Below are 17,845 nucleotides of genomic sequence, written 5' to 3'. Positions count from 1 at the left end.
CGCTCCGCGGGCCTCGCTCAACGAACGAGGTCCGCGGCACACTCAGCGATCAGGCGCTGTCCGAGTCGGCCTTGCGCGACCCGGCCTCGAGCACATCGCCGGCCGGAAGCTCCTGGTGTCCGCCGAACTGCAGGCGCATCGCCGACAGCACCTGGTTCGCGAACTTGTCTTCGTCGCGCGAGGCGAAGCGCTCGAACAGTGACGCCGCGAGCACCGGCACGGGCACGCCCACGTCGACAGCGGCCTTGACCGTCCAGCGGCCTTCGCCCGAGTCGGAGACCCGACCGGCCAGACCGTCGAGCTGCGGATTCTCTGCCAGCGCGGCGGCCGTCAGGTCGAGCAGCCACGACGAGATGACGGACCCTCGGCGCCACAGCTCCGCGACCTTCGACGTGTCGATCGGGAACTGGTAGAACTCGGGCTCCTCCAGCGGGGCGATCTCGGCCGAGTGCTCGGCCTCGCGCACTCCGGCATCCGCGTTGTGCAGCAGGTTGAGGCCCTCGGCGATCGACGCCATGATGCCGTACTCGATGCCGTTGTGCACCATCTTCACGAAGTGCCCCGCGCCCGACGGCCCGCAGTGCAGATAGCCCTGCTCCTCGGGGGTGAGATCTCCCGTGCGACCGGGAGTGCGCTCGATCTCGCCGACCCCGGGAGCGATCGTGCGCAGCACGGGCTCGATGCGCTGCACGGCCTCATCCGGTCCGCCGACCATCAGGCAGTACCCGCGGTCGAGCCCGAACACTCCACCGCTCGTGCCGACATCGACATAGTGGATGCCGCGCTCGCGGAAGGCCTTCGCCCGCCGCACGTCGTCGCGGTAGTTCGAGTTGCCGCCGTCGATCAGGATGTCGCCCTCGTCGAGCACCTCCGCGACCTGGTCGGCCACCGCTCCCGTGAGCGAGGCAGGCACCATCATCCACACAGCCCGCGGCGCTTCGAGCTTCGACGCCAGGTCGGCCATGCTGTCTGCACCCACGGCTCCCTCGGCGACCAGCGCCTGCACCGCATCGGCGTTCACGTCATAGACCACGCACTCGTGCCCCGCCCGCATGAGGCGGCGCACGATGTTGGCACCCATCCGACCGAGTCCGATCATCGCCAGCTGCATGAGAATCCCTTCGTCCCCGCCCCCGATGGGCCGAGTCGGGGCAATCCTGGCACGGGTTCAGGGGTGGCTCAATGCCGTGGCGCGGTGGGCGCTCGGTGCGGGGTCGATGACGCACCGCTGGCCCCGGTTTCCGATGCAGAAGTGACCTCGCACGCATCGGGCACTCGGTGCGGGGTCGAAAACGCATCCGAAGGGCCGTCTTCCGATGCGAAAGTGACCCCGCACGCGGCCCGCCCTCGGTGCGGGCCGCGTCCGGGCAGCCCTCACAGATGCACGCTCAGATCACGGATGCAGGCCGAGCCCGTCGTTCTCGGCATGCATCTGTGATCCGGACGTGCAGGTGTCGACGAGCCCAGACCTTCCGCATCCGGGCCGAGGGCTCCCCGTGGATGGAAGGATTGAAGAATGACGACCGGAACGTTCGACCAGATCACGCAAGACGACCTGCGAGCGGCAGGCAGCCTGAAATGGACGAACTTCCCCGACATGATCGGCGCGTTCGTCGCCGAGATGGACTTCGGACTCGCCCCCGCGATCAACAGCGCGGTGAAGGATGCGTTGGATCTGGGCGTCACCGGCTACCTGCCCGAGAAGCTCGCCAAGGACCTCTCGCAGGCCACGGCCCGCTGGTACTCCGATTCGTATGGGTGGGAGATCTCGCCCGAGCGGGTGCACCATGTCCCCGACGTGATCGCCGCGTTCGAGCTGGCGATCGAGCACTTCACGACTCCCGGCTCGGCGATCATCGTGCCGACGCCCGCATACATGCCGTTCCTCCTGGTGCCGCCGATGCATGACCGTCGAGTGATCGAGGTGCCGAGCATCGAGGTCGACGGACGCTGGGTCATGGACCTGGATGCCGTCGCCCAGGCATTCCGCGACGGCGGCGAGATGCTGGTGCTCTGCAACCCGCACAACCCGCTCGGTACCGTGGCGACCCGTGACGAGCTGCTCGCGATCGCCTCGGTCGTGGCGGATGCCGGTGGCCGGGTGTTCTCCGACGAGATCCACGCACCCATCGTCTACGCGCCGGCTCAGCACATTCCGTACGCATCGGTGTCGGAGGCGGCGGCGTCGCACACGCTGACCGCGACGTCGGCGTCGAAGGCGTGGAACCTCGCAGGCCTCAAGTGCGCGCAGGTCATCCTCTCGAACGACGCAGACGCCGCGCTGTGGGAGAGCCTCGGATTCTGGGCAGGGCACGGCACCTCGACGCTCGGCGTCGTCGCGAACATCGCGGCCTACACGGGCGGCCGCGAGTGGCTCGATGAGGTGGTCGACTACCTCGACGGCAACCGGCGGATGCTGGCGCAGCTCGTCGACGAGAAGCTGCCCGGCGTGCGGATGATCGTGCCCGAGGGCAGCTACATCGCGCTTCTCGACTTCCGCGAGACCGGGTTGACCGGGGATCTCGGCGAGTGGTTCCGTGAGCACGCCGGAGTCGCGATGACGGATGGCGCCGCCTGCGGTGAGGCAGCGATCGGATACACGCGCTTCGTCTTCGCGCTCCCCCGACCGGTCATGGTCGAGGCGGTCGACCGGATCGCCGCCGCACTGCGCGACCGGGCGGTCTGAGCGCGTTTCGTCTCGCTCCGCTCGCTCAACGACCGGTGCTCCTCTTCCGCTTTCGGTCGCTGGCCGAGGACGGCGCCCCTCCCGGTCGTTGAGCGAGGACGGCGAAGCCGCCCGAGACGAAACGCACCGCACCCCCTCCTCCCGGTCGTTGAGCGAGGACTGCGAAGCCGCCCGAGACGAAACGCACCCACCCCCGGACGGCGGCGAGTGTCGGCATCCGCGCGTACGCTCCGCCTGCATGGGATACGTCTACATTCTTCGCTGCTCCGACGGCACGCTCTACGTCGGCAGCACCCGCGATCTCACCAAGCGGATCGTCCAGCACCAGGAGGGGATGGGCAGCGAGTACACGAAACGGCGGCTCCCGGTCGAACTCATCTGGAGCAGCGAGCACGCCCGCATCGATGATGCCTTCGCATGGGAGAAGCGCCTGCAGGGGTGGAGCCACGCGAAGCGACTGGCGTTCATCGACGGCGGGCTGGATGCGGTGCGTGGGTGGAGCGTGCGGGAGCGGCGCGAGCGGGCGGCTCGGGGGAAGCGTCCCGCGGTGAGGTAGCGCGTTTCGTCTCGGGCGGCTCCGCCGGCCTCGCTCAACGACCGGGGGCGAAGGGTCCGCCGGCCTCGCTCAACGAACAGGGACGAAGGCGCTCAAAGGGCGGGGGACGAAGGCTCCGGCGGGATCCGGAACATCGCCGCCGCATCCGCATCCGCATCCGCATCCGCATCCGCATCCGCCAGACCATCGCCGATCCCAGGCGCGCAGCTGCGCCAGGCGACGCGGGGTTCCCGTGACGCCGAGCATCATCGCGCCGGTGACCATGCGCGATTCAGACCCCAGGCCAGAACCAGACGAATAGGTATACTTATTCCCAGGCAGCAGCGCCCAGAATCGCGGGATTCCAGCCGTCTCGTACATAACTAAACATATAAATAGATTTAATCTGCATTCCGGGCTACACTCGGCGATGTCGTCCAGAGCGGGGCGACCTCAGGTTCACCGAGGAGCATCGTGGCTCAGACCCATTCGGACTTCATCCACTCCGTCGCAGAGCGCGTGCGATCGCGGACAGACGAGGCGACAGCGGCCATGTTCGAGCGCTGCTTCGAGAACACCCTCGGCACCACCCTGCGCGAGATGCCCGACGGCACCCTGTTCATGCTGACGGGCGACATCCCCGCGATGTGGCTGCGCGACTCGACCGCCCAGCTCGGCCCGTACCTGCACTTCGCTGCCGAGGACCAGACCATCAGTGACATGATCGCCGCGGTGTCGCGCCGGCAGATCGAGTACGTGCTGCTCGACCCGTATGCCAACGCCTTCAACGCCGCACCCGACGGCAGCGGACACCAGAGCGACCGCACCGAGCAGTCGCCCTGGATCTGGGAGCGCAAGTACGAGGTCGACTCCCTCTGCTACCCCGTGCAGCTCGCACACGACCTGTGGGCGACGACGGGCCGCGCCGACCATCTCGGCGACTCCTTCGCCCGCGCCGCACGTGCGATCATCGAGCTTTGGCGCACCGAGCAGGACCACGAGGCCCACTCGACGTACCGGTTCGAGCGCTTCGACTGCCCGCCCAGCGACACACTCGTACGCGAGGGGCGCGGCAGCGAGACGGCGCAGACGGGCCTCACCTGGTCGGCGTTCCGCCCGAGCGACGACGCCTGCGAGTACGGCTACAACGTGCCGGGGAACATGTTCGCCGCAGTCGAGCTGCAGCACATCGAGAGCATCGCGATCGAGGTGCTGCACGACGAAGACCTCGCGGCGAGCGCTCGCGACCTGCGCGCCGACATCGAGCGCGGCATCGCCGAGCACACGGTCGTCACGAGCCCTTCGGGCGACGACATCTATGCCTACGAGGTCGACGGTCGCGGCGGCATCCTGCTTCTCGACGACGCGAATGTGCCGAGCCTGCTGTCCCTGCCGCTGATCGGCTGGTGCGGAACGGACGATCCGCTCTACCTCGCAACCCGCCGCTTCATTCTGAGCACCGCGAATCCGGTCTTCTTCACGGGAACCCTCGCCTCGGGAACCGACTCGAGCGGCCTTGGCAGCCCGCACACCCCGGTCGACCACGTCTGGCCGATCGGCCTCTGCATCGAAGCGCTGACCACTGACGATCGGGCCGAGAAGGAGCGCATCCTGCGGCTGCTGCTCGAGACGGATGCCGGAACCGGCCTCATGCACGAGTCGTTCCTCGTCACCGATCCATCTGTCTTCACCCGGGAGTGGTTCTCGTGGGCGAACGCGATGTTCTGCGAACTCGTGCTCGACATGACCGGACTCGCCACTCCCCGTCGAGAGCCCGTCCGCCGCAAGCCCCTCACCGAAGCGCGACCGGCATGAGCGCCACGACCACGGACGCTCCGGCATCCGTCGACGAGTCCCGCCCGACGAACACGGGGCCCACACCCGGCAAGCCGCGCAAGTCCCGCAACCCCAGCGCGAGGCAGATGACCTGGAACGCCTGGCTGTTCCTGCTCGTGCCCGGCGTGCTGTTCGTCGTGTTCATGGCGCTGCCGATCGTCATCGCACTCGTGCTGAGCCTCACCGACTACGCGATCGTCGGCGACTTCGAGTGGCTGGGCATCCAGAACTACCTCGACATCGCGGTCGACCCGTTCTTCTGGATCGCCCTGCGCAACACCGCGTACTACACGGTGCTGTACGTGCCGGCGGGTCTCGTCGTCGCCCTCGGCACCGCCCTGCTTCTCAATCGCCGCCACCGTGCGGTGCGCCTGTTCCGCACCCTCTTCTACATCCCCGTCGTCGCCTCGACAGTGGCGACCGCGACGATCTGGTTCTGGATGCTGAACCCGCAGAACGGTCTGCTGAACGTGGCGCTCAGCTGGTTCGGCGTCGACGGGCCCGCGTGGCTGTACGAGTCGCAGTGGGCGATGATCGCGATCGTCATGATGAGCGTCTGGGCCGGGTTCGGCGCCAACATGATCATCTTCCTCGGGGGCCTGCAGGGAGTGCCCGGGGAGCTCTACGAAGCGGCCCGCCTCGACGGGGCGAACGCCTGGCAGCAGTTCCGCTACGTGACGCTGCCGTCGCTCACGCGCACGACGTTCCTCGTGTCGACGCTGCTCATCATCGGCGCGTTCCAGGTCTTCGACCAGGCCTATGTGCTGACGAAGGGCGGACCGGGCAACTCGACCGTCACGATGGTCTATTACATCTACAACAAGGGCTTCGGCGCGCTCGAGATGGGCTACGCGTCGGCCCTGTCGTTCGTGCTCTTCCTGATCATCCTCGTGTTCTCGCTTCTGAACGCGAAGCTCAACAACCGGAAGGGCGTCTGATGACGAACACGCTCAGCGGTGGCCGCGCCATCGAGACCGCGGTTGCCGCCGGCACCCCGGTGGCCGCGCCCCTGCCCTCGCGCCGCAAGCCGACGACCCGCAAGCGCATCGCGACGGTCGGCTGGTACGTCGGCGTCATCCTGATCAGCGTCGTCACCGTCGCCCCGCTCGTCTGGACGATCTCGACCTCGTTGAAGCCCGCCACCGAGATCCTCTCGGGCGCGCTCAACCTGATCCCCGCGAACGCCACACTCGAGAACTACCTGCAGGTGTTCGAGGAGGTGCCGTTCGGCCGCTACTTCGTGAATTCGCTCGTGCTCGGCATCGGCGGGGCCGTGACGAACATCTTCTTCGGCGCCCTCGGCGGCTACGCCCTGGCCAAGCTGCAGTTCAAGGGCCGCGCGGCGGTCTTCGCGGTGTTCCTCTCGTCGCTCATGATCCCCGGCATCATCACGATGATCCCGTCGTTCCTGATCCTGCGCTCGATCCCGTTCGCCGGCGGCAATGACGTCTTCGGACAGGGCGGTCTCGGCCTGATCAACACCTACTGGGCCGTGATCATCCCCGGTGCCGCCGGAGCCTTCGCCGTGTTCTTCATGAAGCAGTTCTTCGAGACGCTTCCCGACGAGCTGGGCGAAGCGGCCCGCATCGACGGCGCGAGCGAGTTCCGCATCTTCGCGATCATCTACTTCCCCCTCGCCAAGGCCGGGCTCGCAGTGCTGGGCATCATCAGCTTCCAGGCCGGATGGAACAACTTCCTCTGGCCGCTGATCGTGCTCAACAGCCAGGACATGATGACCGTCCAGGTCGGCCTCGCCTCGTTCGTCAACAACTACGAGACCGCTTTCGGTCCCCTCATGGCCGGCACCGTGATCGCCAGCCTCCCGGTGCTGCTCGTGTTCCTCTTCGCGCAGCGCTACATCATCGAGGGCGTCGCCCACGTCGGGTCGAAGTGATCCACCGGTTTTCCCTTTCCCACCACACCCACCACACGCATCACACCAAGGAGATTTCGATGAAGAAGCACCTGAGAGTCCTGACCGTGTTCGCCACGGCATCCCTCGTCGTGACCGTCGCCGGCTGTGCATCCGGCAGCGACGCCGGCGGCGGCGACGGCCCCGAGCCCGTCGTCATGTGGGGCTCGTGGTCCGGCGACCAGGTCGACCAGCTCGAAGCCCAGGCCGAGCGGTTCAACGAGTCGCAGGACGACTACGAGGTCTCGTACGTGCCGCAGGAGCTCGTCGAAGAGAAGCTCCTCACCTCGCTCGCCGGCGGTCAGGTTCCTGACGTCGTGCTCTGGGACCGCTATCAGACCTCGCTCTACGCACCCAAGGGGGCACTCGCCCCGATCGACGAGTTCATGGAAGAGGATGCCGTCGACACGAGCATCTTCTACGAGCCGGCGCTCGGCGAGATGGAGGTCGATGGCGAGCTCTACGGCCTGCCGCTGCTCGTCGACAACCGGTCGCTGCTCTTCAACCAGACGCTGCTGACGGATGCCGGAGTCACCGCACCCACCGACTGGGACGAGCTGAAGACCGCCGCCGAGGCGCTCACCGTGAAGGACGGCGGCAAGCTGACGCAGGCCGGCCTCGACCTCAGCGACCCCGGCCTGTTCAACATGTACCTCGCGCAGGCGGGCGGTCAGCTGCTCAACGACGACCAGACGAAGACCGCGTTCAACAGCCCTGAGGGCCTCGAGGTGCTGAACTTCTGGCAGAGCCTGCTCGATGCGGGCGTCTACGAGCAGGGCTTCGGCGACACGGGAGACTCGTTCGCCGAGAGCCGCACGGCCATGAAGCTCGACGGGCCCTGGGCGCTCTCGACCCTCGACAAGGTCGACGGCCTCGAATACGGCGTCGTGCAGCCGCCCGCCGGACCGAACGGCGACCAGGGCGCCTACATGGGCGGCTTCGGACTCGTCATCCCCGAGGGCGCGAAGAACGCCGAAGGCGCGTGGGAGTTCATGAAGTGGTGGACGACCGAGGCCGAGAACGGTGTCGCGTTCGGTGAGATCTCGGGCTGGATCCCGGCCAACATCGAGGCCGCGAACGACCCGTTCTTCACCGAGGACGAGCACTACGCCGCCTTCATCGAGACGATGAACTATGCGCAGACCCGCCCCAATGTGCAGGGCTTCTCGGACGTCGAGGGCAAGGCGCTCGTGCCCGCGCTCGAGCGGTTCCTGTCTGGCGAGATCTCGGCCGAGCAGGCGCTGAAGGATGCCCAGGAGCAGGGCGACCAACTTCTCGAACAGAACCGCTGACCCCCGTCGGATCGCGCAGCCGTCTCAGGCGGCCGCGCGATCCGCCGCCATCCACCCTCAGGAAAAGGACATATGACCAGCACTTCCGCGCAGACCTGGTCGGCCCGTGCCGACACCGCGCAGCAGAGCCTCGACCACTTCTTCGGTGTTCCCGGCATCCAGTTCCTCGCGAACAGCCACCCGCATGACCGCGGCAACACCGAGGTCTTCAACTACTGGTGGCTCGCCCACGTGATCGACGCCCGAGTGGATGCCTGGGTGCGCACCGACGACGACGCCTGGATCGCGCAGGCGATCACCGCACGCGACAACATCGTCGAGCGCAACGGCGGGCAGCTCTTCAACGACTATTTCGACGACATGCTGTGGTTCGCTCTCGCGCTCGAGCGCGTGCACCGGGCGACCGCCGAGCGGCAGTACCTCGACGAGGCGATCGCGATCTGGGATCACGTCATCGCCGAGGGCTGGAACGAGACTCTCGGGTGGAGCCTCGCCTGGCGCAAACAGCAGCTCGCCTACAAGAACACTCCGGCGAACGGGCCGCTCGTGATCCTCGGGGTGCGATTGAGTCGCCTCGACACGTCGCGCGACTATCTGTCGTATGCGCGGCGGGCCTTCGACTGGCTGACCGCGAACCTGGTCGGCAACGACGGCTTCGTCGAAGACGGCATCAACCGCACCGGTGACGGCGCCGTCGACACCCAGTGGCGCTTCACCTACAACCAGGGGCTCTATGTCGGCGCCGCGGTCGAGCTGTTCCGTGCCACGGGCGACGACGTCTTCTTGCAGCGGGCCGTGCAGACGGCGATCACCGCGGTGCGCGAGCTGAGCGACGGGACGGTCTTCCCGGACGAGGGAGACGGCGGCGACGAAGGCCTCTTCAAGGGCGTCTACTATCGCTACCTCGGTGAGCTGCTGGCGGTTCTGACCGAGTCGGACTCCTTCGCCTCGGAGCGGGTCGAGCTCGATGGCTTCGTGCGAGCCGGCACCGATGCGCTGTGGCAGAACGGCCTGGTCGACGGGCACCTGCGCCCGGGCAACGACTGGTCGCGGCCCCCGGTGGAGTGGGTCCCCTACTCGACGATGGTCAGCGCGATCTTCGCCGTCGAGCAGCGGGCACGACTCGAGGCTCGAGAGGTCGGCGGTGTTGTCGGCGGTGTTGTCGGCGGTGGTGTCGGTGCTGCGGTCGGTGCTGCGGGAGCTGAGGCTCCGGCGGGTGCGGCTCCGTTGGGTGCGGCTCAGGTGGGTGCGGCTCAGGTGGGTGCGGCGCGCGTAGCACGCTGAAACCGGCTCTATGATCCGCCCGTGGGCTTCGGCCTGCGGGCGGATCGCTGCGTTCGGGGGGTCTCCGCGTCCGACCGGATCTCGGCCTGCGGGGGCGGGGCAGCGGTCTCGTATTCAGCATGATCGGCCGGGATCAGCGCCTCTACGACGGTTCGAGCCGGGAATCCGAGATCCGTGCTGAATTGTGAACGCGCAGCCGGTCAGACGCGACGAGTCAGCCGCGCGGAGCGGCCGACGACGAGCCGAGGATGAGCTCCGTGGGCAGCACGACCTTCTCGATCTCGCTCGGCGCGCTGATCTGGCGCCTCACCGACTCGACAGCCTTCTCGCCGAGAGTGCGCTGTTGCTGGCGGATGTGGGTGTAGCGGAACAGCCGTGTGTCGAACGTGGCATCCGGGTGGTCGAAGCAGACGATCGAGATGTCCGCCGGAACCTCGAGCCCGAGTCTGTGGCATGCCTCGCGCAGCATCAGCGCGATGTTGTACTCGGCCGCGACGTAGCCGGTGATGTCGGGATGCTCTTCGATGAACGCGACCAACCGGGCGATGTCCTGCTCGATGGTGTCGGCGCTGCCGGGCACGGTCGAGCCGATCGTGCGCAGCTCGGCGCTGTTCTCGAGGGGCAGATGGTTGGAGGCGTGAGCGTGGATGTACCCGTTGCGCCGATCGTCGCTCGATGAGACGTGGCTGGTCGAGCTCACGAATCCGATCGTCTTGTGTCCGAGGTCGAGCAGGTGCTCGGTCGCAGCGCGCCCACCCGCGAGGTTGTCGGAGCAGACGGCCGAGACCGGGATCCCGTCGAAGAGGCGGTCGAGGATCACGACGGGGAACTTCTTGGCGACCAGTTCGAGGGCGGCGGGCGGGATGTACTCCGACGAGCTCGGAAGCAGGATCAGGCCCTCGACACCGGCGCCGACCAGGGCGCGGATGCAGGCGTCCTCGTCGGCGAGGTCGCCTCCGGATCGCTTGAAGACGACATGGGTGTCGGCGCCGGTCGCCGCGAGGATGCCCTCGATCACCTTGTTGCCGAAGCTGTCGTCGAAGCTGGTGATCACGCACCCGATCAGAGAGGGGCTGCGGTCGGCGTCGTTCTGCACACGGGCGGGAGCCTGCGGCGCCGTGGGCGTGAGGCTGGTGACCACCGTGCCGATTCGCGGGCGGCGCATGATCAGACCGTCGGTGCGCAGAAGATCGAGCGCCCGTTTGATCGTGATGGGGCTGACATCGAACCGGCTCGACAGCTCCGCCTCGGACGGCATCCGGTCGCCGACCGCGTACTCGCCCCGCAAGATCGACTCGCGCAACGCTTCGTACACCTGCTTGTAGAGCACGTCTGTCCGATCGTTTCAGCCAATAGTTATATTTAATCTACAGGCTTCGTGAACGGATGTCGCGCCGTACGCCACCTCGCCGCCGCGGGAACGATTCACCGCGCGCGAACGGCATCCCCCATCGCCGCGAACGCCTCGCGCAGGATCGGCCGAGGAGTCGCGAACACGACGCGTACGAAGTCCTCGTACCCGCGTCCGAGCAGCGCCCCCTCGGTCAGCACGACTCCCGCGTGGTCGCGGAAGAAGGCGGCCGGCGCGCCCTCGATCCCCAGCTCGCTCGTGTCGATCCAGCCGATGTAGGTCGCGTCCGGTTCGCGATAGATCGCGCCGGGAAGATGTTCGGCGACGAGCGATCCCAGAAGGTGCCGCGTCTCGGAGAGATACGCGAGCACCCCGTCGAGCCACGGCTTGCCCTCGCGATACGCCGCGGTCGACGCGACCACGCCGAGCGTCGCGGCTCCGTGCTGCACCGAGAACCCGAACCGGCGGTAGAGCTCCTGGTCGGCGTCATTGGACGTGATCAGCTGAGCGGTCTTGAGCCCGGGGATGTTCCATGCCTTCGACGCGCTCGTGCCGGTGACGGTGTGCGCGGCCGTGGCCTCAGACACCGACGCATAGGGGATGAACGGTCGGCCGTCGAAGCGCAGCGGCGCGTGGATCTCATCCGCGAACACCCGACCGCCGTGGCGCTCCACGATCTCGGCGAGCGCCTCGAGCTCGGCTCTCTCGACGACGGTTCCGGTCGGGTTGTGCGGGTTGCAGAGCACGAGCGTGCGGGCACCGGCGGCGAACGCCTCATCGATGCGCTGTAGGTCGTGATGCCAGCGCCCGTCGACCTGGACACCGGGGATCTCGATCACCGGATGCCCGATCGCGGGCAGATATGTCAGGAACGGCATATATGCGGGAGTGGGCACGATGACCGGTGATCCCGCGGGTGCGTACTCCTCCACCGCGACGCGCAGCGCGGCCATCACGTCGGACACCGGATGCACGCGCTCCGGATCGATCGCCCAGTCGTACTCCCGCTGCATCCACTCGGCGGTCGCCTCACCGAGCCGGGCGGCCAGCGGGGGCGACAGGTATCCGAGGTTCTCTTCGTCGATCGCTCGGTGCATGGCATCGGCGATCACGGGCGCAACGCCGAAGTCCATCTCGGCGACCCACGCGCCGATGCGTCCAGGGTGCAGACTCCACTTGCGGCTCTCAGGTCGATCGAGGTCGAACCTCGTGCGGGAGTCGAACAGATGCGGGTCAGTGCGCGCGCGGTGATCGGTCATGGCGAGCCGCTCTCAGCAGCCCGCGAACCGACATCGGACGGCGGTCACACGAATGCTCACGCGATCACCGTCGCGGGGCGACCGGCACAGCCGGCGGTCGTGGTCGTGGACTCAGACACGCGTACTCCTTCACAGCGGGAGCTTCCACACTAAAGACGCTCACGCCGTAGCGCGATTCCCGTTTCGGCGAGTGACGGCGGCCGATCGGCAGCGAAGCCGGAGGCTGAGTCTGGGCGCGGGAGGGGCACGGGAGGGGCACGGGGTCAGCTCAGTCGACGCTATGGGGAAGCACTATCTCGACTTGTCGTGCCGAACCCGCGGCGGTATGCGGCGGGGCTGATGCCGAGCCTCCGCCCGAACTCCTGACGCAGACTCTCGTAACTCGGAAAACCGGAGAACTGCGCGGCGGCGGTCGCGGTGTGTCCCTGGTCGAGGAAGCCGCGGGCCACCTCGAAACGGATGTCGCGGACGTACCGGGCAGGGGTCGACGAGAGCTCGTCGTGGATGAGCCGGGTCAGGTGACGCGCGCTGATGTTGAGGTGCGCCGCGAGGGCATCGAGCGAGAAATCACCCTGGGGATCGGACGCGACGAGTTCCGCGATCTGCACCGCCATGGGCGACCGAGGCGCCACGCCCTGCAATGGTGCGGAGAACTGCGACTGCCCGCCCGATCGCTGCATGTAGACGACGAGAGCCCGCGCGACCTCACGCGTGAGCGCAGGGCCGTGATCCTCCTCCACGAGTGCCAGAGCCAGGTCTATTCCGGCGGTGACCCCCGCGGACGAGTAGGTGCTGCCGTCGCGCACATAGATCGCGTCAGGTTGCACGTCGCACGACGGGCACAGCGCCGCGAGCTCCTGCGTCACCTTCCAATGCGTGGTCGCGCGTTTGCCGTCGAGAAGCCCCGTCGCGGCAAGCACGAAGGCGCCCGTGCACACCGACGCGACGCGACGCGCAGACGTGGCCGGAACGGATGCCGCGTCGGCGAGTGCCCGCGAGACCCGCGCACGCGGATAGACCGTCGAGCCGGGGATGATGTAGGTGTCGAGCGCGGGCGAGCTGTCGACGGCACCGTCTACGGAGACCCGCATACCCAGGTTCGAGACGACGTCTGCTCCGGTGGGAGACAGGAACGACAGCTCGTAATCCGCCCCCTGCTTGTTCGCCTCTGCGAACACCTCCGCGGGGCCTGCGACGTCGAGCAGGGTGACACCGTCATAGACCAGGAACCCGACTCTCGCAGGCGCCTGGGTCGCACCGTCGGTGACGGATCGTGTGGGCACGCCACATTCAAACACAGACGCGGGGATCGAGAGGGGCGGATTGGTCCGCATCCAAGGGGTTCCTGGCGGAAAACCGGCGGCGCGAGCAGACCCTTGCCGAGGAGCATGGCTGAAGGGGAATTCCAGACGAAAGGACCCGATGATGACCGCATCCATTGCCGGCATGACAGCACCTGATACGGATGTCGCGGCCGCTGCGAACGAGCTGGCCTCGAGGCTGACAAGCCCACTCCTGCTCGAGCATTCTCGACGCGTCTTCTACTTCTCGCTCCTCCATGCGGACCGGCTCGGCACGAAGGTCGACGCCGAGCTGCTCTATATCGCCGCCCTGCTGCACGACTCCGGCCTCGCCGTGCCGTTCTCGGAGGTCACGCAGCGATTCGAGGTTGACGGCGCCGACCACGGGAAAGCTCTGCTGCTCGATCACGGATTCTCGACGACGGAGGCCGACACCGTCTGGACGGCGATCGCCCTGCACACGACTCCGGGAATCCCCAGCCACATGGGAGCGGAGATCGCTGCCCTGCACTTCGGGGTACTGACCGACGTCCTCGGATTCGGACTGGATGCGCTGGATCCGCTCGCGGTGCGGGCGATCACCGACGCCCATCCCCGCGGCGACTTCAAGCAGGGCTTCCTCCGTGCTGTCGTCGACGGCCACCGAGATCGACCGGATACCGCGAACGGCACGGTGAACTCCGACATCCTCGAGCACTCCGATCCCGACCTGCACCGCACCACCACGGTCGAGCGCATCCTGGGCGCCCCGTGGACCAGTTGAGCAACACCAGAAGGAGCATGATGATGCGCGCGATAACCGTCACCGACCGAGAAGCAGGAGTCGAAGGCCTCCGTCTGACGGACCGGCCCTACCCCCATGCGGCCGAGAACGATGTGATCGTTCGCGTGCACGCCGCGAGCTTCACCCCGGGCGAGTTGGCATGGCCGGGCACATGGAGCGACCGCGCTGGGCGCGACCGCACCCCGAGCATCCCCGGACATGAAGTCTCGGGTGTGGTCGTCGAACTGGGCTACGGCACGACGGGTCTGACGGTCGGACAGCGCGTGTTCGGACTCACCGACTGGGCGCGAGACGGCTCGCTCGCCGAATACGTCGCCGTGGAAGCACGCAATCTCGCCCCGTTGCCCGCAGACATCGGCCATCTGGATGCCGCGAGTCTGCCGATCTCGGGACTCACGGCGTGGCAGGGGCTGATCCAACACGGCGCGCTGCGCACCGGACAGACCGTGCTCATCGACGGCGCAGCGGGAGCAGTCGGTGCTCTCGCCATCCAAGTCGCCCGCGACGCCGGGGCGACTGTTATCGGGTCGGGCCGTTCGGCGCGACGCGATGTCGTGCTGGCGAACGGCGCACATCACTTCCTCGACCTCGACTCCGAGTGGGTGCGGGGGACCGAACAGGTGGACCTCGTGTTCGACGTGATCGGGGGCGAGATATCCACACGATCCGCCGCGCTGGTGCGCCGTGGCGGGGCCCTGGTCAGCATCGCCGAACCGCCGACGACAGTGCGTCCGGACATCCGCACCGGCTTCTTCGTCGTCGAGCCGAGCAGGCGGCAACTCGTCGGCTTGAGCCGCATGGTCCTCAGCGGCCGGCTGAAGCCGCGGGTCGGCACGGTGGTGACGCTGGGCGAGGCGGCGGACGCCTTCGTGAACCGCCCGAACGGCGCGGGCAAGATCATCGTGCAGGTGAGCCCGCACACATGAGGGACCCCGTCAGCCGGCGAAGGCGATCCCGCTCGCCGTGCGCACCAGCGTCGCGTTGTCGGGAGCGGTCCGCCCGTCGGGGAGGGAGAGCGTGTCTTCGAGTCCGATGCGCGAATCGAGTTCGAGCTCGACGGCGAGAGTGAACGTAGGCCACGCCGATCGCAGTTCCCCATGCAGCAGGATCGGGATGTTCGGCTCGTCGAGCCGCACGTGCGCGATCAGCCCCCCGGCGTGGCGACGAACGACTTCGACGGCCTCGTCGGGCAGTTCGATGAGCACGCGTGTGCATCGGCTGCGGACAGGCGACTGAGTCCAGGCCTCGAGACCCGTCGCGTCCCAGATGCCCGCTTCGACTCCGACTCCTCGGCTGAGCAGCAGCTCGGCGACGTCGTCAGCGCCGGCCTCGTGCCAGTTGACGGATGCGAAGTCGGGGAGGTCCGTCCACTCCGAGATCGCGGCCAGCCGCAGCTCGACATCGGGCTCGATCCACGCTCCGGTCGTCACACCGATCGGCACCTCGGGGCACGCAGCCCTCAAGGCCCGCAGCCACCGCCCGACGTCAGCGGCAGCCAGGCTGTCGTGCCCCGCGGCATCCTTCGGGTGCACATGGATCTCGGTCGCCCCCGCGGCCACGGCCCGCGCCGCATCAGCTGCGGAGAGGGCTGCGTCGGCACTCAGTGCCGGATGCTCTGTTGCCGAACGGGCGCCGTTGATGCAGGCCTGCAACAGCATCCGTCGGTCTGACCGGTCCAACGAATCGCCGCCCATCAGTTCATGAGGTCGCGCGGATGCCAGTCATACAGATTTCCGGTGTCGGATGGTCCCTCGTCGGTGCGCACGGTGTGCTGCACCTGACGCGCCGCCGCTGCTCCGCGGCCGGCCCGGACGGCTTCGTCTTGGGTCCCGAAGCTGGAACCCAGGGTGCGGGATTCGCCCTCGATGCGGTTGAACCAGATCCCGTCACGCTGGAAGGTCTCGATGTCGCCTGCGGCCATGCCACGTCCTTTCGATCTGCCTCCTTTCTACGTGACGGGCCTGAGACCGGGTGAGCCCCTTGACAGTGTGCCGCCCCGTCGTCAGACGAGCCAAGAGCGTCGCGATGAGGGTCGAAAGAGCGGACCATTCACCAAATAGTCGCGACGTCAAGCCCTGTGACGAGCTCTGCTCGTGCGGTTTACGGTTATCGGATGCATGACCCGGATGCATCAGCAGGGAGCAAGTGATGACGTTGGAAGTGGTCTCGCCCACGGCTGCACTCCTCGACGGACGGTACGTGCTGCACGACCGCGTCGGGCAGGGCGGCATGGCGACCGTCTATCGCGCTGAAGACACGCACCTCGGACGCATCGTCGCGATCAAGATGATCCACGGCGAGGGCCCGGTCGCATCGATCGAGCGGGCGCACACCGAGAAGGCGCTTCTCGCATCGCTGAGTCACCCCTCGCTCGTGACGCTGTACGACGCGCAGCTCACCCCCGGGCGACCCCAGTACCTCGTGATGGAGTTCGTCGACGGACCGACCCTCGCCGCGCGCATGGCCGAAGGACCGCTGCCGCCCCGAGACGTCGCGCGTATCACTCGCGACCTCGCCGAGGGACTGGCCGCGGTGCACGCGGCTGGGATCGTGCACCGTGACGTCAAGCCGTCGAACGTGCTGCTGGCACGGGGTCGGTCGGGCCGGCCTCTCGCCGCGAAGCTCGCCGACTTCGGCATCGCCACGTCGATCGAGGACACTCGGCTCACGACGCCGGGGATCGTGCTCGGCACACTCACCTATATGGCTCCGGAGCAGCTGCGCGACGCCGCTCCCGGCACTCCAGTCGATGTCTTCGCGCTGGGCCTGGTCGTGCTCGAAGCCCTCTCGGGGGAGACCGGGTACACCGCGCTCGGCTCCGGACGCGCGGCGGCGATCGCCCGCCTCGCGCAACCGCCGAGGATCTCCGAGACGGTTCCCCAGGAGTGGCGCGATCTGCTGACCCGCATGACGCGGCTCGAGCCCGAAGAGCGACCGACCGCGGCCGAGGTCGCTCGTGCAGCGCGAGGTCTGCTGAGGGGCTACGCGTCGGACGCCAACGGTTCCGCAGTCGCCGCGGCGGCGGCAGCCATCGTCGCGTCGGCCGGAGCGGATCCTGTGGGAAGCACGGCGCCGGTGGAGGATGCCGGCGCGCACTCTGCCGCGACTGCGAAGCCGATGGCGGGAGCGGGACCGGATGCCGGCGGTTCGCCGCCGACCGGCGTGACCGCTGTGCTCCCGGCGACAGACGCTGCCGGTGTCACTCCGGTCGCCGGTGCCGCACCTGTCGCCGCTGCCGGCGCTTCCCGCACCCGAACCCGCAACCGTGTGCTCGCGGGCGCTGCCGGACTCGTCGCGACCGGGGCGATCGTCGCCGGCCTCGCGGCATTCACCGCCCCCGCATCCGCCGACCTGTCGAGAACGGCGTCCGTGCCAGTCGTCCGCGCACCGGCCGAGACGACGCCCGCTGACGTGCCCGCGGCTCCCGTCGAGGTCGTCATCGTCTCCGAGGACTCCGGCGAGGGCGGGAAACCCGACCAGGTAGACGATTCGGGGAACGCAGGCAAGGTCGACAAGGGCAACAAACCCGACAAGGCCGACAAAGCCGACAAAGCCGACAAGGGCAAACCGGGCAAGGAATAGACTCCGTCGACGGGTCGACACCC

Annotated in this window: 16 protein-coding genes; 10 read left to right on the top strand and 6 right to left on the bottom strand. The window is 67.8% G+C overall.

What is annotated here, in order from left to right:
- Positions 1–49: 49 nt before the first annotated feature.
- Positions 50–1,111 (bottom strand): phosphogluconate dehydrogenase (NAD(+)-dependent, decarboxylating), encoded by a 1,062-nt coding sequence (gene gnd / locus MRBLMI13_RS09255; protein WP_042540663.1) that lies wholly within the window; start codon positions 1,109–1,111, stop codon positions 50–52.
- Positions 1,112–1,516: 405 nt separating this feature from the next.
- On the opposite strand from gnd, the gene MRBLMI13_RS09250 reads away from it, so the two are divergent.
- The 7 genes from MRBLMI13_RS09250 (at position 1,517) to MRBLMI13_RS09220 (ending at position 9,545) form a co-directional block, all read left to right on the top strand.
- Positions 1,517–2,686 (top strand): MalY/PatB family protein, encoded by a 1,170-nt coding sequence (locus MRBLMI13_RS09250; RefSeq protein ID WP_056375267.1) that lies wholly within the window; start codon positions 1,517–1,519, stop codon positions 2,684–2,686.
- A 238-nt stretch (positions 2,687–2,924) separates the two neighbouring features.
- Positions 2,925–3,242, top strand: coding sequence for a GIY-YIG nuclease family protein (locus MRBLMI13_RS09245; RefSeq protein WP_311877601.1), 318 nt, complete (start codon positions 2,925–2,927; stop codon positions 3,240–3,242).
- A 453-nt stretch (positions 3,243–3,695) separates the two neighbouring features.
- Positions 3,696–5,036 carry a glycoside hydrolase family 125 protein gene (locus tag MRBLMI13_RS09240; RefSeq protein WP_367821994.1) on the top strand — a complete coding sequence of 447 codons (1,341 nt, stop codon included), beginning with the start codon at positions 3,696–3,698 and terminating at the stop codon, positions 5,034–5,036.
- Positions 5,033–5,995: a carbohydrate ABC transporter permease gene (locus MRBLMI13_RS09235; RefSeq protein ID WP_367821993.1), complete on the top strand. Its 963-nt coding sequence runs from the start codon at positions 5,033–5,035 to the stop codon at positions 5,993–5,995. The genes MRBLMI13_RS09240 and MRBLMI13_RS09235 overlap by 4 nt, the downstream gene beginning before the upstream one ends.
- Positions 5,995–6,951 carry a carbohydrate ABC transporter permease gene (locus tag MRBLMI13_RS09230; protein WP_367821991.1) on the top strand — a complete coding sequence of 319 codons (957 nt, stop codon included), beginning with the start codon at positions 5,995–5,997 and terminating at the stop codon, positions 6,949–6,951. The genes MRBLMI13_RS09235 and MRBLMI13_RS09230 overlap by 1 nt, the downstream gene beginning before the upstream one ends.
- 59 nt (positions 6,952–7,010) lie before the next feature.
- On the top strand, positions 7,011–8,261 hold the full coding sequence (locus MRBLMI13_RS09225) for an ABC transporter substrate-binding protein (RefSeq protein WP_042540657.1): 1,251 nt from the start codon (positions 7,011–7,013) through the stop codon (positions 8,259–8,261).
- A 72-nt stretch (positions 8,262–8,333) separates the two neighbouring features.
- The gene (locus MRBLMI13_RS09220) at positions 8,334–9,545 is read left to right on the top strand and encodes a glycoside hydrolase family 76 protein (RefSeq protein ID WP_367821989.1); all 1,212 of its coding nucleotides are present in this window, start codon (positions 8,334–8,336) and stop codon (positions 9,543–9,545) included.
- Between the two features lie 214 nt (positions 9,546–9,759).
- Here the strand turns inward: MRBLMI13_RS09220 and MRBLMI13_RS09215 are convergent, their stop codons facing one another.
- The 3 genes from MRBLMI13_RS09215 to MRBLMI13_RS09205 all read right to left on the bottom strand — a co-directional run bounded on the left by MRBLMI13_RS09215 (position 9,760) and on the right by MRBLMI13_RS09205 (position 13,438).
- Complete coding sequence (locus MRBLMI13_RS09215) at positions 9,760–10,875, bottom strand: GntR family transcriptional regulator (RefSeq protein ID WP_367821987.1); 1,116 nt, start codon at positions 10,873–10,875, stop codon at positions 9,760–9,762.
- Between the two features lie 95 nt (positions 10,876–10,970).
- A complete protein-coding gene (locus tag MRBLMI13_RS09210; RefSeq protein WP_367821985.1) occupies positions 10,971–12,155 on the bottom strand; it encodes a MalY/PatB family protein in 1,185 nt (394 codons plus the stop codon).
- Between the two features lie 278 nt (positions 12,156–12,433).
- On the bottom strand, positions 12,434–13,438 hold the full coding sequence (locus MRBLMI13_RS09205) for a GlxA family transcriptional regulator (protein WP_367821983.1): 1,005 nt from the start codon (positions 13,436–13,438) through the stop codon (positions 12,434–12,436).
- 163 nt (positions 13,439–13,601) lie between these two features.
- Between MRBLMI13_RS09205 and MRBLMI13_RS09200 the strand changes: the two genes are divergently transcribed.
- Positions 13,602–14,219 carry an HD domain-containing protein gene (locus tag MRBLMI13_RS09200; protein ID WP_367821981.1) on the top strand — a complete coding sequence of 206 codons (618 nt, stop codon included), beginning with the start codon at positions 13,602–13,604 and terminating at the stop codon, positions 14,217–14,219.
- Between the two features lie 23 nt (positions 14,220–14,242).
- Positions 14,243–15,166, top strand: coding sequence for an NADP-dependent oxidoreductase (locus tag MRBLMI13_RS09195; protein WP_367821979.1), 924 nt, complete (start codon positions 14,243–14,245; stop codon positions 15,164–15,166).
- 9 nt (positions 15,167–15,175) lie between these two features.
- On the opposite strand, the gene MRBLMI13_RS09190 is transcribed toward MRBLMI13_RS09195, so the two are convergent.
- Positions 15,176–15,898: a 3-keto-5-aminohexanoate cleavage protein gene (locus tag MRBLMI13_RS09190; protein ID WP_367821977.1), complete on the bottom strand. Its 723-nt coding sequence runs from the start codon at positions 15,896–15,898 to the stop codon at positions 15,176–15,178.
- 35 nt (positions 15,899–15,933) lie between these two features.
- Positions 15,934–16,161 (bottom strand): DUF2188 domain-containing protein, encoded by a 228-nt coding sequence (locus MRBLMI13_RS09185; protein WP_042540651.1) that lies wholly within the window; start codon positions 16,159–16,161, stop codon positions 15,934–15,936.
- Positions 16,162–16,388: 227 nt separating this feature from the next.
- Between MRBLMI13_RS09185 and MRBLMI13_RS09180 the strand changes: the two genes are divergently transcribed.
- Positions 16,389–17,822, top strand: coding sequence for a serine/threonine-protein kinase (locus MRBLMI13_RS09180; protein ID WP_367821975.1), 1,434 nt, complete (start codon positions 16,389–16,391; stop codon positions 17,820–17,822).
- Positions 17,823–17,845: the final 23 nt, after the last annotated feature.

It is taken from the genome of Microbacterium sp. LMI13-1-1.1 (assembly GCF_040815625.1).
Lineage (GTDB): Bacteria > Actinomycetota > Actinomycetes > Actinomycetales > Microbacteriaceae > Microbacterium > Microbacterium forte.
This window is presented reverse-complemented; position numbering and strand designations above follow the sequence as displayed.

Bases quoted from the DNA above. Each gene is read 5' to 3' on its own strand.
- gnd (WP_042540663.1), bottom strand. From the start codon at position 1,111: ATGCAGCTGGCGATGATCGGACTCGGTCGGATGGGTGCCAACATCGTG.
- MRBLMI13_RS09230 (WP_367821991.1), top strand. From the start codon at position 5,995: ATGACGAACACGCTCAGCGGTGGCCGCGCCATCGAGACCGCGGTTGCC.
- MRBLMI13_RS09220 (WP_367821989.1), top strand. From the start codon at position 8,334: ATGACCAGCACTTCCGCGCAGACCTGGTCGGCCCGTGCCGACACCGCG.
- MRBLMI13_RS09245 (WP_311877601.1), top strand. From the start codon at position 2,925: ATGGGATACGTCTACATTCTTCGCTGCTCCGACGGCACGCTCTACGTC.
- MRBLMI13_RS09250 (WP_056375267.1), top strand. From the start codon at position 1,517: ATGACGACCGGAACGTTCGACCAGATCACGCAAGACGACCTGCGAGCG.
- MRBLMI13_RS09200 (WP_367821981.1), top strand. From the start codon at position 13,602: ATGACAGCACCTGATACGGATGTCGCGGCCGCTGCGAACGAGCTGGCC.
- MRBLMI13_RS09190 (WP_367821977.1), bottom strand. From the start codon at position 15,898: ATGCTGTTGCAGGCCTGCATCAACGGCGCCCGTTCGGCAACAGAGCAT.
- MRBLMI13_RS09235 (WP_367821993.1), top strand. From the start codon at position 5,033: ATGAGCGCCACGACCACGGACGCTCCGGCATCCGTCGACGAGTCCCGC.
- MRBLMI13_RS09195 (WP_367821979.1), top strand. From the start codon at position 14,243: ATGCGCGCGATAACCGTCACCGACCGAGAAGCAGGAGTCGAAGGCCTC.
- MRBLMI13_RS09225 (WP_042540657.1), top strand. From the start codon at position 7,011: ATGAAGAAGCACCTGAGAGTCCTGACCGTGTTCGCCACGGCATCCCTC.
- MRBLMI13_RS09180 (WP_367821975.1), top strand. From the start codon at position 16,389: ATGACGTTGGAAGTGGTCTCGCCCACGGCTGCACTCCTCGACGGACGG.
- MRBLMI13_RS09210 (WP_367821985.1), bottom strand. From the start codon at position 12,155: ATGACCGATCACCGCGCGCGCACTGACCCGCATCTGTTCGACTCCCGC.
- MRBLMI13_RS09185 (WP_042540651.1), bottom strand. From the start codon at position 16,161: ATGGCCGCAGGCGACATCGAGACCTTCCAGCGTGACGGGATCTGGTTC.